Genomic DNA, 13034 nt, shown 5'->3' with positions numbered 1-13034 from the left:
TCAGCCCTCCCGTGCCGCCGCGCACACTCCGCGGCAGATCCGTGCCAGGTCCTCGTCACCCGTGACGTACGGCGGCATCACGTACACCAGGTCCCGGAACGGCCGCAGCCACACGCCCTCGCGCACCGCCGCGGCCGTCGCGGCCGCCATGTCCACCGGACGGTCCAGCTGGACGACGCCGATGGCGCCGAGCACGCGCACCTCGCGCACCCCCGGCAGCTCGGCGGCCTGCGCCAGGCCGTCCCGCAGTCCCGCCTCTATCCGCTTGACCTCCCGCGCCCAGTCCTGGCCGAGCAGCAGGTCGATCGAGGCGCACGCCACGGCCGTGGCCAGCGGGTTGCCCATGAACGTGGGTCCGTGTGCCAGCACCGGCACCTCGCCCCGCGAGATGCCGTCCGCCACGCGTGTGCTGCACAGGGTCGCCGCCAGCGACAGGTAGCCGCCGGTCAGCGCCTTGCCCAGGCACATCACATCCGGCGCCACGCGCGCGTGCTCCGCCGCGAACAGCGTGCCCGTGCGCCCGAAACCGGTCGCGATCTCGTCGAACACCAGCAGCACGTCGTGCGCGTCGCACGCCTCGCGCAGCACCCGCAGATACGCCGGGTCGTGGAACCGCATCCCACCCGCGCCCTGCACCACCGGCTCGACGATCACCGCGGCCAGCTCGTCCGCGTGCCGCCCGATCGCCTCCCGCAGCTGCTCCGCGTACGACTCCTCGTACGTGACCGGCGGCGGCCCCGCGAAGATCTGCCGCGGCAGCGCCCCCGACCACAGCTCGTGCATCCCGCCCTCGGGATCGCACACCGACATCGGCTGCCACGTGTCGCCGTGGTAGCCGCCGCGCCAGGTCAGCATCCGCCGCTTGGCCGGGCGGCCCACCGAGCGCCAGTACTGCAGGCACATCTTGATCGCGACCTCGACCGACACCGAGCCCGAGTCGGAGAGGAAGACGTGCCGCAACGGCTCGGGCGTGATCTCCACCAGCCGGGTGGCCAGCCGCACGGCCGGCTCATGGGTGAGCCCGCCGAACATCACATGGCTCATCCGGTCCAGCTGGTCGCGCGCCGCCTCGTTCAGCACCGGGTGGTTGTAGCCGTGGACGGCCGACCACCAGGAGGACATGCCGTCGACCAGCTCGTCCTGCCCGTACGCCGGTTCGGCGAGCCGCAGCCGTACCCCCGAGGCGGACTCCACGACGAGCGGGTCCGTACGGCCCGGCATGGGTCCGTACGGATGCCAGACGTGGGCCCGGTCGAGGGCGATCAGCTCGGCGGTGTCGAGGTCACGCATTGGGGGCGAGGTCCGTGCCGGCGCCGCGACGGCGCACCGCCACCAGGTCGGGACGGGCGGCCGAAACCTCCGGCTCCTCGTCCGACGAGCACACGGAACCGGAGCCGCAGCCGCCGCCGGTTCCGCAGGAGGCGGCGTCCGCCCGGTGCTCGGGCAGCGTGGTGGTGTCCGTGCCCTCCACCTCGAAGCCGGCGTCCGCGATCATCTCCAGGTCCGCCTTGCCGGCCTGGCCCTCGCTGGTGAGGTAGTCGCCCAGGAAGATCGAGTTGGCCAGGTGCAGGGCGAGCGGCTGGAGCGTACGCAGGTGCACCTCGCGCCCGCCCGCCAGCCGGACCTCCACGTCCGGGCAGACGAACCGGACCATCGCCAGGATGCGCAGCGCCCGCTGCGGGGTCAGGTTCCACTCCTTGGCCAGCGGAGTGCCCTCGAACGGGATCAGGAAGTTCACCGGCACCGAGTCCGGGTCCAGCTCGCGCAGCGCGAAGACGACGTCGACCAGGTCCTCGTCGCTCTCACCCATGCCCGCGATCAGCCCGGAGCAGGCCGACAGGCCCGCCGCGTGCGCCTTCTGCACGGTGTCCACACGGTCCGCGTACGTGTGCGTGGTCGTAATGTCCCCGTACGTCCCCTCGGACGTATTGAGGTTGTGGTTGTACGCGTCGGCCCCCGCCGTCCGCAGCCGCTCCGCCTGGCCGTCCGAGAGCAGCCCGAGGCACGCGCACACCTCGACGCCCTCGTTCTCCTCCTTGATGGCCTCGATGGTCTTCGAGACGCGGTCGACGTCCCGGTCCGTGGGGCCCCGGCCGCTGGCGACCAGGCAGACCCGCTTCGCGCCGCCCGCGACGCCCGCGGCGGCCGCCTTCGAGGCCTCCTCCGGCTTCAGCCAGGTGTACTTGAGGATCTCCGCCTTGGAGCCGAGCCGCTGCGAGCAGTACGAGCAGTCCTCCGGGCACAGACCGGACTTGAGGTTGACCAGGTAGTTCAGCTTCACCCGCCGCCCGAACCACTGACGGCGTACCTTCCCGGCCGCGGCCACCACATCCAGCAGCTCGTCGTCCGAGGTCGCCAGCACGGCGAGCGCTTCTTCGCGGGTCGGCAGCTCGCGCCGAAGCCCCTTGTCCACCAGCGTGTTCAGCAGGTCCATGGCGCTGATCCTGGCCTACGGCACGGCCCGCGGCCAAGGAGGAACCCCACAGGAGAGCCGCTTTCGAGTGTGTGTATAACCACACTCCGGCCCGTCGCGACCACAGTTAGGGTCTGTTCGCTGTCTACAAAAGGGACCAGACATGCCCCAGGCTCCGCTCGACCCGCCCGCCGACCCGCCGGTCGCTCAGCCGCTCGACACCTCTCCCGCCTCGCCCTTCGACTGGACCGACGAGGAGGCGCGCCGCCGCGCGGACGCCGGTCTGGTGCGTACGCTCCGTCCGCGACCGGCCGTGCCGGAGCTGCTGGACCTCGCGAGCAACGACTACCTCGGCCTCACCCACCACCCGGACATCACCGCCGCGGCCGCCGACGCCGCCCGCCGCTGGGGCGCGGGCGCGACCGGCTCACGCCTGGTGACCGGGACCACCGAGCTGCACGCCGAGCTGGAGCGGGAGCTGGCCGGTTTCTGCGGTTTCGAGGCGGCGCTGGTGTTCTCGTCCGGGTACGCGGCCAACCTCGCCGCCCTGACCGCGCTGAGCGCCCCCGGCTCGCTGATCGTCTCCGACGCGGGCAACCACGCCTCCATCGTGGACGGCTGCAGGCTCTCGCGCGCCGAGACCGCGGTCGTCCCGCACGCCGACCCCGAGGCGGTGGCCAAGACCCTCGGCGCCCACCCCGGGCGGCGGGCGCTGGTGGTCACCGACTCGGTCTTCTCCGTCGACGGTGACGCGGCGCCGCTGGGCGGGCTCGCCGCGGCCTGCAGGGCCCACGGCGCGGCGCTGGTGGTGGACGACGCGCACGGCCTGGGCGTGCTCGGCGAGGGCGGGCGGGGCGCGCTGCACGGGGCGGGGCTCGCGGGCGGCCCGGACGTCGTCGCCACGCTCACCCTCTCCAAGTCCCTGGGCAGCCAGGGCGGAGCGGTCCTCGGGCCGGCCCGGGTGATCGACCACCTGGTCAACGCCGCCCGGACGTTCATCTTCGACACCGGCCTCGCCCCGGCCGCCGCGGGCGCCGCGCTGGCGAGCCTGCGGCTGCTGCGCGCCGAGCCGGGCCTGGCCGGCCGGGCGCGTACGGTGGCGGCCACTCTGCACGCACGGCTGACGGCGGCGGGCCTGACCGCCGTGCGGCCGGACGCCGCTGTCGTCTCCGTACGCGCTCCCTCGCCGGAGCAGGCCGTGCGGTGGGCGGCCGACTGCCGGGCCGAAGGGCTCGCGGTGGGGTGCTTCCGGCCGCCGTCGGTGCCGGACGGCATCTCACGCCTCCGGCTGACCGCCCGCGCCGACCTGACGGAACGTCAGATCGATGAGGCGGTCGCGACGATCCTCCGTACGGCGCCGCCGGTCCCGGTCAGCTGACCTCCTCCTTCAGGGAGGTGACGAAGGAGGTCCAGGCCGTCGCGGAGAAGCGCAGCGGCGGCCTGGCGGTGTTCTTCGAGTCGCGTACGGCCAGTCGCGCGGCGTCGAGGCGGGCGGCCTCGACGCAGTTGTTCATACCCACGCTGCGGCTGCTGCGCCGCCAGGTGAGGTTGGTCTGTGCGAGGTAAGCAGACATGTGGGGTGCCTCTCCCCACGCGCCGTCACCGATCCCGGCGATGAGTTCCGACGACTCCTCGGGCGACAGGGCGTGCGCCTGCATGGTGCGGAAAGCGGCGCAGTACGCCTCGAGGTCTTCCATGCGTTCGAGATAGAGGCTACTCGTCAAGTGGTCAAGAGCAACCACGTCCAGATCAGAAATGTTCGGAAAGGAGAAGATAACGAAAGACCCGGAGAGCCCGACGTACTCGCCCGCGGAGAACGGCAGTACCTGCAACCGCACATGAGGCAACTGAGCCCAATCCAGCAACTGCCGCAACTGCTCCCGCATCACCCCTGGGCCGCCCACCTGCCGCCGCAGCACCGCCTCGTCGAGCACCGCGTCCAGCCGCAGCGGCGGATCGGCGTGCAGTACTTCCTGCCGCGCGATCCGCACCCGTACCAAGGACTCGACCGTCGCCGCCGGCACCCCCGCCAGCGCCGCCCGCGTCACCGCGCGTGCGTAGTCCGCCGTCTGCAACAGGCCCGGCACCACTGACGTCTCCAGCGTGCGCGCCGTACACGCCTGCGCCTCCAGGCTGATGAAGTCCTGGTACGGGGGCGGGATCACACCCCGGTACGCATGCCACCACCCCGCCCCGCCGCCGTCCGCCGCCGCGCCCGCCAGCGCCTCCAACAGGGCGCGCAGCCGCGGCTCGTGGACGCCGTAGGCGTCGAGCAGCCGCGCCACGTCCGCGCCCGACACCCCGCTCGTACCCGTCTCGATCCGGCTCACCTTCGACTGGTGCCAGCCCACCAGCAGCGCCGCCTCCCGGCTGGTGAGGCCCGCGGCCAGGCGCAGCCCGCGCAACTCCTCGCCGAGCTTGCGCCGACGCACCGCCGGGCCGTGCCGAGTGCCTCGCATGACCGCCTCCTCCCGTTGCCGGCATCCCCCCCGCCATAGGGCCAGCCCGTCAGTTTGCCGCCCAAATCCGGTCTCGCGTGGCAGAGTTCACCGCTTCGAGCGACAGATATATGCAGATCTTGGTGGATCGCCCCCATCGAGGGCGACATAAGTGGCACTCTGGCGCGAAGCACAATCCGAGGCCGTCCTCACAAAACATCCGGTACGTGTCGGAGTCCGGCCCCGGTGGGAAAGGGACAGCGTCGCCATGGCAGACCATCAGGAAGCATCCGTCACTCTGCCGAGCGATCCCGCCTCGGTCTCCACCGCCCGGAGATACGTGGCGGACGTCCTCGCGGAATGGGGCCTCCCCGGCGAGGCCGAAACGGCCGACACGGTCCGGCTGATCGTCTCGGAACTCGCCACCAACGCCGTTCAGCACACCTTCGGCCAGTCGCCGACGTTCACGGTGGACGTCCGGCTGGAGCGCGACGAGCAGCTGCGCATCGGCGTCACCGACAGTCACCCGCGCTGGCCGCAACGGCTGCCCGCCGCCGTCCAGCAGGACAACGGCCGCGGCATGGTCATCATCCGCTGGCTCACCGCGGAATGCGGCGGCCGCCTCTCGGTCACCCCCACCGCCGAGGGGGGCAAGACGGTCTGGATCGCCCTCCCCTGGACCGTCCCCGTCCAGACCTGACCCCCCCACGCCCCGGCACTATGGCCCCCGGCCTCCCTGGCTTCCGGCCCGTGCGCCGCCTCCCTGACCCCCCAACCTCCGGCTCGCGGCTCCCCGGCTCGGCCCGTGGCCACGCCTCCCCGGCCTCCGCCACATGCCCCGGCTCCCTGGCCCCCAGCCTCCGGCTCGCGGCTCCCTTGGACGCCAGCCTCCGACTCGCGGCTCCCCGGCTCGCGGCCTCCGGCCCCGTGCCTGGCCTCCGCTCGGCTCCTTCGGCCCCGGCTCCCGGCTCGCTGCCGCCAGCCCCGCTTCCGGCCCCGTGCCCGGGCTCCCTGGCCCGGCTGCCCGGCCCCAGCTGCCAGGCTCGCAGCCCCCGGCCCAATGCCCCGGCTCGCGACTCCCCAGCTCGGCCCGTGGCCTCGCCTCCCTGGCCTCCGCCACATGCCCCGGCTCCCGGGCCCCCGGCCTGCCCGGCTCGCGGTCCCTTGGCCCCCGGCCGCTCGGCTCCTGGTATCACGCCCGACCCCGCCTCGCGGGCCGTTCCCTGGCCTCCGGCGTCTGGATGTGGCCCTCCGGGCCGTGCCGCCCAGGTGTCGCGGGGGCCTTACGTGGCGCCCCGGGCGAAGCCGCCGCGGAGGAGCGCGCGGAGTGACTGGGCGGCCGGGCCGGATTCGTCGCCGCGGTGGGCGACCGAGATGGTGCGGCGGAACGCTGCCGGGGCCAGGGGGCGTACACCCAGGGGCGCCGGGTCCATCGCGGCGACCATCTCCGGGACGACCGCCACGCCCAGGCCCGCGCTGACCAGGGCGCACACCAGGGCGTAACCGGGGGACTCGCAGACCACCGCCGGTCGCGCGCCCGCCTCCCGGAGCGCGCCCTCCACGCCACGGCGCGGCGGATGCGCCGGGGCGCTGCTGATCAGGGGCTGGTCCGAGAGCTCCGCCACCGGGAGCCGTCCCGAGCCCTCGGCGAGGACATGACCGGGCGCGGTCACCAGCACCAGTTCCTCGACCAGCAGCGGTTCCAGGAACACGCCCGTGGGGAGCGGTTCGGCGCCGGCCGGCTCGTACGCGTGCGTCAGCGCCAGGTCGACCTGCCCGGCCGCCACCGCGGCCACCCCGCGCGGCGGCTCGTACTCGGTGACCGCCAGCTCCACGTCCGGGTGGGCGCGGCGGAACGCGCTGAGCACCGGCGGCAGCAGGTGGATCCCCACCGTGGTGAAGGTGCCGACGCGCAGCCGCCCGCCCGTGAGCCCGCTCAGCAGTGCCAGCTCGTGCCGCGCCCGTTCCATCTCGTCCAGCACCCGGCGCGCCCGCGCCACCAGCACCTCGCCCGCCGCTGTGAGCCGGGCGCCACGGTGATGGCGTACGAGCAGCGGCGCGCCCGCCTCCCGCTCCAGCTTGGCGAGCTGCTGCGAGAGCGCGGGCGGCGTGTAGCCGAGCCGCCCGGCGGCCCGCGTGATCGAACCGGCCTCGGCGACCGCGACGAGCGCGGCCAGACGGACGGGGTCGTACATTAAGCGTTCCTTTAGACAGACCCTCAAGATTGCACGTACACGCTAAGGCCTTTCGCCCGTCAGGATGAGGGGCCATGGACGCACAGCTCATCGCCTTCATCGGGGTCGCGGCCGGCATGATCGCCATGCCCGGCGCCGACTTCACCGTCGTCGTACGAAACTCCCTCGCCTCCCGCCGCGCGGGCGTGGCCTGCGCCGTGGGCGTCGCGGGCGGGCTGGTCGTCCACACGGCCCTCGCCGTCGCGGGGCTCGCCGCGGTCCTGGTCGCGGTGCCGGTCCTCTACCGGACGCTCCAGATCGCCGGCGGCGCGTACGTCCTGTACCTGGGCGTCCAGGCGGTGCGCGGGGCCCTCAAGGGGACCATGGGGCCCGTGGAGGCCGAGGGGCGGGCGGGGCCGGGGGCGGGGCGCAGCCTCCGGCAGGGGTTCCTGACCAACGTCCTCAACCCCAAGGCGCCCGTCCTCTTCCTGAGCCTGCTGCCGCAGTTCGTGCCGGACGGGGCGGCCGTGCTGCCGCGCACCCTGCTCCTGGCGTCGATCGTGGTTGTCCTCGCCCTGGTCTGGTTCCCGGCCGTCGCGCTGCTGGTGGACCGGCTCGGGCGGTGGCTGCGACGGCCGCGTACCGCCAGGGCCGTGCAGGGCGTCACCGGTGGCGGACTCGCCGCCCTGGGTGTGTCGCTGCTGGCTGCTCCGGTGGCCGGCCGCTGAGCCCGCGCCGTACGAGATGGGGGAGGAGCCCCCACAGGCCGGCGCAGACCAGCAGGGTGAAGGCGCCCGCCGCCAGGCCCTCGGGCCGGCCGTGCACCACGTCCACGACCAGCGACACGGAGCAGGTGAGCGCCAGGGCCAGGACGGCGAGGCCGAGTCTCGCCAGGCGGGAGGACACGGCGACGATACGGGCCTTGGCGCCCTGCTGGAAGAGCGTGCGGTGCAGCGCGGCAGGGGCGGTGAGCAGCACCGCCGCCACGACGGAGAGCAGCAGCGTCCCGACGTACATCCCTCGCTGGTAGGAGTCGAGGGCGGCGAAGCGGGGTGTGAACGCCAGGGTCAGCAGGAAGGCGAACAGGATCTGGACGCCGGTCTGGGTGACGCGCAGTTCCTGGAGCAGCTCGGCGAAGTTGCGGTCGGCACGCTCCAGGGGCGTCTCGTTGCGCGCGGTGCGGGGGCTCTCGCCGGACATTCCCGACGAGTACCCCCGCACCACGGCTCATGCCCGCGGGATCACGGCAGGATCAGCGGACGCGTCCGTACCAGACCGACTTCGACCAGATCTTGTCCAGCTTCACGACCGACCCCGACTTCGGTGAGTGCCAGATCTTGTTGTTACCCGCGTAGATTCCGACGTGGTACACGTTGCTCCCACGATGGAAGAAGACCAGGTCGCCCTTCTGCCGACTGGAGGCGGAGATGTGGCGGGTCTTGTTGTACTGCTGCTGTGCCGTGCGCGGCAGCGTCTTGCCGGCCTTCTTGTACGAGTACAGCGTCAGGCCGGAGCAGTCGAACCGGGACGGGCCCGCGGCTCCGTACTTGTACGGTGCGCCCTGCTTGGACGCGGCGATGTTCAGCGCCTTGCTCGCGTGCGCCGGGACGGCCTGCGCCTCGGATACGGCGCCCGGCGCCAGCATCGGGCCGCCGACGGCGGCGAGGGTGAGTGCCGAGACGGCACCGGCCCGGGACAGCAGAGACGGGACATGAATCTGCGCGGTCATTGCGCAACCCTTCGTCAGCCGCCTGTGAAGGATGACCTGTCGGGTTCGGACTGGCGAAGTTGCCCGGCCGCTGACGCGGCTTCACCCCAAGGGCGACCGATGGGACGAACATCGTTCGGTCACCCGTACTGCTTGGGTCCTCCACTCCTGCCGATCCACTCCTGTCGACCAGTCATCCGGACGGCGGCAGGACTCGGCGTCCGCCCGGACCGCCCCGCCGCGGTGGCGGGGGCTTGTCGTCGTCAGGGATCTTGGCCCATGTCGGGGTGAAATTCCGAGTCGAAACGGCCGTTTGTGAGGCTCCTCACGACTGATCCATTCGGGTGGACAGGGTGGATTTGGGGTCGGGCGGCGAGACACCGACGATCCCCGTACCAGGGCCGGAAGCTGATATTCCGCCAGATGTGTACGGCGGGTGCGCAACTCGCGTCGTACGAAATTCGTCCGGTTGCGTACGCTGAACGAGGGATCGGTTCTCGTACTCCTGAGCCCATCCGGGGGAGAGCTACGGCGGTCCCACGCCCCGATTCTGAGGCACCGTCACGCGTCCCGCGCGCCGCTCGCCGTCAAGCACCCGCAACGCCCGCGCCAGCGTATGGGCATGCACGTCGCTCTCACCGCGCTCGTGCATCGAGGTCAGGGCGTCGCGCAGCGCGGTCGCACGCCCGACGAGGGCCTGTGCCGCGCGCAGGGCGCTGTAGGTGTGGGTGGCGCGCGCCGGGTTGATCCGCCCCAGCAGGTCGACGACTTCGAGCCAGCTGTCGACGAACGCGCTTTCGGCCCGGGTCAGCGCGGGGAGCGGCGGTGGTTCGTCCGGCCGCATCGCTCACCTCCCGCGGTTGGGGACGACATGGTCGACCAGGCCGTACGCCACGGCGGCGGGCGCGTCGAAGACCGTGTCCCGCTCCAGGTCGGCGTCGACGCGCTCGCGGCTCTGGCCGGTGTGGCGGGCGAGCATGCCTGCCAGTTGGCCGCGCAGCCGCAGCAACTCCCGCGCCTGGATGTCCAGATCCGACGGCTGTCCGCGCAACGGCTCCTCCATGGCGAGCTGTTGGACGAGCACGCGCGCGCCGGGCAGGGCCATGCGCTTGCCGGGCGCGCCGGCGGCGAGCAGGACGGCGGCGGTCGACGCGGCCTGGCCGATGCAGGTGGTCTCCACGTCGCACCGGACGACCTGCATGGTGTCGTAAACGGCCGACATGGCGCTGAGGGGGCCGCCGGGGGAGTTGATGTAGAGCGAGATGTCCCGGTCGGGCGCGGCGTACTCGAGGTGCAGGAACTGTGCGATGACGTCGTTGGCGGCGGTGTCGTCGATGGGGGTGCCCAGGAAGATGATCCGCTCCTCCAGCAGCTTGGAGTACGGATCGAGCGTGCGGGTGCCGGAAGTGGTGCGCTCGGTGAACTCGGGCAGGACGTGGCGCGCGGCAGGGCTCATGACGTGCCTCCTCAGGTCTCTGTAAAAAATGTACAGGACGTACAGGCGGTTATGATGGGAGCATGGCCTATGAGATTCCGGTGACGCAAGCCCGGGCGGAGCTCGCCGATCTGATCAACCGCGTGGTGTACGGCGGTGAACGGGTCGTCGTGACCCGTCACGGCAAGCCGCTCGTGGCGCTCGTATCGGCTGCCGACCTCGAACGACTCGAAGCGCCGGAGCAGGAGCCCGCGGAGGAGCAGGTGATCCGCTCCGTCGCCGCGGTCCGCGACGTCCCGTCCTCCGCCCCGGTCGACCGCGGCCGCTTCGGCATCGCCGCGGAACACCGCCCGGGCGGCCCGCACCACGGCCCGCACCACTGACCGGCCCACAGACCGGTCCCGACGCGAAAAAGAAACCGGGGGGAGCCGTCGATGGCTCCCCCCGGTTGGCCGGTCAGTACACCGGTCAGTACAAGGACCGGTAGTTCTGCCAGCCCGTGGCGATGGTCAGGGTCGCCCCGAAGGAGCCCTTGCCGTCGCCCTTGTTGCGCAGCAGCTTGCCGTTGGTGTCGCGCGACAACAGGTCGGGCAGCCCGTCACCGCTGATGTCGCCGACCCCGATGATCTCGGAGCGCCCGGCGCCCCAGTCCTGGAACACCAGCTGCCGGGGCTTGAACGTGCCCTGCCCCGTGCCGCTGTAGCGCCACAGCTCACCGGAGGCGTCGCGGGCGAGCAGGTCGCCGTGCCCGTCGCCGTCGACGTCACCCGCGCCGATCAGGCGGTAGCCCGTCCAGCCGGTGCCGACGCGGACCGCCGCGTCCAGGCCGCCGGACGCGTTCGCCTTGTACAGGAAGAGGTAGCCCGTCGTGGTCTGCCGGGCCAGCAGGTCCGGCCGGCCGTCGCCGGTGAAGTCACCTGGCGCCGCGAAGTCGTTGAAACCGTTCCAGCCCGTACCGATCTGCACGTGCGGGTTGGCGGTGGAGGACGGGGCGAAGTCGCCCTCGCACTTGCCGCCGCTCCGCCACAGCTTGCCGTCCGTGGTCCGCAGCAGCATGTCGTCGCAGCCGTCGCCGTCGATGTCGCCGAACGGGATGATCCGGGTCGCCGGGTCCCACGGCGAGCTCGACCAGTCCCCGCCGGTGGCGCCGATGCGGTGTGCGGCGAGCTTGCCGCCCTCGGTCATGGAGTAGTACTCGCCCAGGCCGTCACCGTTGGCGTCACGGTGGGCGGTGCGCCCGCCGAGCACCTGTGCCGTGCCGCGGCTGACGACCGAAGGGCCGGTGCCGTCGCCCAGGTCGGTGCTCAGCTCCCACCGGTGCGGCCGGCTCACGGCGGGCCTGCCGTCGGCGCCGAGGCCGTCCCAGGTGGCGCGGATCGCGGCACCGTCCCGGTCGGTGCCGGAGATCACCCGCACCGTGTCGCCGTAGGCGTCACGGAAGGTCAGCTTCCAGGACGCCACCGGGCGGCTCAGCCGCCACAGTCCGGTCCACGGCGACGGGGAGGCCGCGCGCAGGTCGACCGACTCGCTCGTGCGCGTGCCCAGGACCGCCAGGGGCGAGCGCGGCACGGTCACCGCCGGGACGCGGATACGGCGCGATTCGTCGACGTACGCGACGTGTCCGCCGAACTTGTCGACCGTCCACTCGCCGATGGACGGCCGCTGTGCGAGCACGGTCTCGGACGCGGGCTGACCGGCTCCTCCGTGGAAGTCCTTCATCCGCAGCCGGGTCGCGTCCGCGTCGGAGGCGTCCTTCCAGGCCACGAAGCCGTCGCCCAGCTGTGCCCCCAGCGGCACCGGTATGCCACGCCCCTCCGTGCGGTCCCACACCCCGGCGCGACCCTCGGCGTAGCACCCCCAGTACAGCCAGCGGCCGACCGCCTGCAGATGGTTCGGCACGCAACCCGAGCCGATGTTGATGTCGGCCGACTGCGTCTTCTTGCGCAGGTCGTACGAGTTGACGGTCCCGGTCGTGGTCCCTGGCTTCCACAGCGTGTCGCCCCAGACGGCGACTGTGCTCCCCGGCACGGAGTGGGGTGCCGGGTTCACGCCGGTCTCGGACGTGTCGAAGGACTCGACGAGCGACCCTGGCCCGTCGGAGTTCCTGACGACGATGTACGGCCCGGACGCCCCCACCACGTTGTCGTACGGGACGTACGAGGTGACGTAGATCTGTTCGGCGGGCACCTTCCCGCCGTTGGCCTCGTGGTACGCGAGCGGGGTGTCGAGCGGGGTCCGGTAGCCCACGCGCCCGTCGCCCAGCGGCCACAGGCGGGAATCGAACTCGGCGCACGAGTACTCGCTGCCCGCGCCCTCGCACGGATAGTCCATGTAGAAGTCGCCCTGCACCAGCCGCCGCGGGCCGGGCTCCAGGCCGCCGGAGGCCGGCAGGTCGTACTCGTACAGCCCGCGTCTGGTTCCGGTGTCCGCCCAGCCCACCACGGTGAGCCGACCGCCGCCCAGGGCGATCCCCTCCGGACTCCCGGTGCCGCTGAGCGTTCCGAACGTGATGACGGCCTCGCCCCCGTCCGTCGCGGCGGGTGCCGCCGCGGCCGGGGCCGGAGTGAGCCCGCCCACCGCCAGTGCGACGACGGCGAACCCGATGGTTCGGGCCGTGCGTCTTCTCCTGCGGATGGTCATGTCTGCCCCCCTCATGATTGCTTGATCGCCCCAGATACTACGGTCCGCCCGGCGCGCAACGCCCTGGTCACGTACGTGGGTGCTCCGTATACGACCCCGCACGACCGGCTCGCGACGGCGGTCCGGGCGGCGCCTCCGTCCATGAGCGAGCAAAGGGCCAGTTAACCTCCCGGAAAAACTTGTGCCCGAGATTGAAATATCTCTGCGCCACACTCGTTCCTGCAGG

General features: G+C 72.4%; 13 protein-coding genes, 1 pseudogene and 1 riboswitch. Of the genes and pseudogenes, 4 read left to right on the top strand and 10 right to left on the bottom strand.

Annotation, left to right across the window (positions count from 1 at the left end; translation table 11 throughout):
• Both BKD26_RS06715 and bioB read right to left on the bottom strand, forming a co-directional pair.
• Nucleotides 1–1290 (bottom strand): adenosylmethionine--8-amino-7-oxononanoate transaminase, encoded by a 1290-nt coding sequence (locus BKD26_RS06715; protein WP_084896798.1) that lies wholly within the window; start codon nucleotides 1288–1290, stop codon nucleotides 1–3.
• Entirely contained in the window at nucleotides 1283–2434 is a 1152-nt protein-coding gene (bioB, locus tag BKD26_RS06710; protein WP_084896796.1) for a biotin synthase BioB, read from the bottom strand. The genes BKD26_RS06715 and bioB overlap by 8 nt, the downstream gene beginning before the upstream one ends.
• A gap of 142 nt (nucleotides 2435–2576) precedes the next feature.
• Here bioB and BKD26_RS06705 point away from each other — a divergent pair, with 142 nt between their 5' ends.
• Entirely contained in the window at nucleotides 2577–3791 is a 1215-nt protein-coding gene (locus BKD26_RS06705; RefSeq protein WP_084896794.1) for an 8-amino-7-oxononanoate synthase, read from the top strand.
• Here the strand turns inward: BKD26_RS06705 and BKD26_RS41195 are convergent.
• Nucleotides 3784–3987, bottom strand: coding sequence for a DUF397 domain-containing protein (locus tag BKD26_RS41195; RefSeq protein ID WP_277622355.1), 204 nt, complete (start codon nucleotides 3985–3987; stop codon nucleotides 3784–3786). The two genes, BKD26_RS06705 and BKD26_RS41195, sit on opposite strands and share 8 nt — an antisense overlap.
• A gap of 30 nt (nucleotides 3988–4017) precedes the next feature.
• Nucleotides 4018–4872 (bottom strand): annotated as a pseudogene (locus BKD26_RS06700) (helix-turn-helix transcriptional regulator); the annotation flags it as partial.
• A 247-nt stretch (nucleotides 4873–5119) separates the two neighbouring features.
• Here BKD26_RS06700 and BKD26_RS06695 point away from each other — a divergent pair.
• Entirely contained in the window at nucleotides 5120–5551 is a 432-nt protein-coding gene (locus BKD26_RS06695; protein ID WP_084896792.1) for an ATP-binding protein, read from the top strand.
• A gap of 583 nt (nucleotides 5552–6134) precedes the next feature.
• On the opposite strand, the gene BKD26_RS06690 is transcribed toward BKD26_RS06695, so the two are convergent.
• Nucleotides 6135–7046, bottom strand: a complete 912-nt coding sequence (locus BKD26_RS06690; protein WP_084896790.1) for a LysR family transcriptional regulator — start codon at nucleotides 7044–7046, stop codon at nucleotides 6135–6137.
• Nucleotides 7047–7120: 74 nt separating this feature from the next.
• Between BKD26_RS06690 and BKD26_RS06685 the strand changes: the two genes are divergently transcribed.
• Complete coding sequence (locus tag BKD26_RS06685; protein WP_084896788.1) at nucleotides 7121–7753, top strand: LysE family translocator; 633 nt, start codon at nucleotides 7121–7123, stop codon at nucleotides 7751–7753.
• Here the strand turns inward: BKD26_RS06685 and BKD26_RS06680 are convergent.
• The 4 genes from BKD26_RS06680 to BKD26_RS06665 all read right to left on the bottom strand — a co-directional run bounded on the left by BKD26_RS06680 (nucleotide 7689) and on the right by BKD26_RS06665 (nucleotide 10189).
• Nucleotides 7689–8225 carry a DUF6328 family protein gene (locus BKD26_RS06680; protein WP_084896786.1) on the bottom strand — a complete coding sequence of 179 codons (537 nt, stop codon included), beginning with the start codon at nucleotides 8223–8225 and terminating at the stop codon, nucleotides 7689–7691. The two genes, BKD26_RS06685 and BKD26_RS06680, sit on opposite strands and share 65 nt — an antisense overlap.
• 52 nt (nucleotides 8226–8277) lie before the next feature.
• Nucleotides 8278–8754 carry a C40 family peptidase gene (locus tag BKD26_RS06675; RefSeq protein ID WP_084896784.1) on the bottom strand — a complete coding sequence of 159 codons (477 nt, stop codon included), beginning with the start codon at nucleotides 8752–8754 and terminating at the stop codon, nucleotides 8278–8280.
• A gap of 4 nt (nucleotides 8755–8758) precedes the next feature.
• A riboswitch (cyclic di-AMP (ydaO/yuaA leader) is annotated at nucleotides 8759–8963 on the bottom strand.
• 296 nt (nucleotides 8964–9259) lie between these two features.
• Nucleotides 9260–9577, bottom strand: a complete 318-nt coding sequence (locus BKD26_RS06670; RefSeq protein ID WP_084896781.1) for a hypothetical protein — start codon at nucleotides 9575–9577, stop codon at nucleotides 9260–9262.
• Between the two features lie 3 nt (nucleotides 9578–9580).
• The gene (locus BKD26_RS06665; RefSeq protein WP_084896779.1) at nucleotides 9581–10189 is read right to left on the bottom strand and encodes an ATP-dependent Clp protease proteolytic subunit; all 609 of its coding nucleotides are present in this window, start codon (nucleotides 10187–10189) and stop codon (nucleotides 9581–9583) included.
• Nucleotides 10190–10251: 62 nt separating this feature from the next.
• Between BKD26_RS06665 and BKD26_RS06660 the strand changes: the two genes are divergently transcribed.
• A complete protein-coding gene (locus BKD26_RS06660) occupies nucleotides 10252–10551 on the top strand; it encodes a type II toxin-antitoxin system Phd/YefM family antitoxin (RefSeq protein ID WP_084896777.1) in 300 nt (99 codons plus the stop codon).
• 85 nt (nucleotides 10552–10636) lie between these two features.
• Here BKD26_RS06660 and BKD26_RS06655 read toward each other — a convergent pair whose 3' ends face one another.
• Nucleotides 10637–12808, bottom strand: a complete 2172-nt coding sequence (locus BKD26_RS06655) for an FG-GAP-like repeat-containing protein (protein ID WP_084896775.1) — start codon at nucleotides 12806–12808, stop codon at nucleotides 10637–10639.
• Nucleotides 12809–13034 lie beyond the last annotated feature (226 nt).

The organism is Streptomyces sp. CB03238 (assembly GCF_002099185.1).
Classification (GTDB): domain Bacteria; phylum Actinomycetota; class Actinomycetes; order Streptomycetales; family Streptomycetaceae; genus Streptomyces.
Note: the sequence above shows the minus strand (reverse complement) of the source record. Positions and strands in the feature narration are given on the sequence as shown.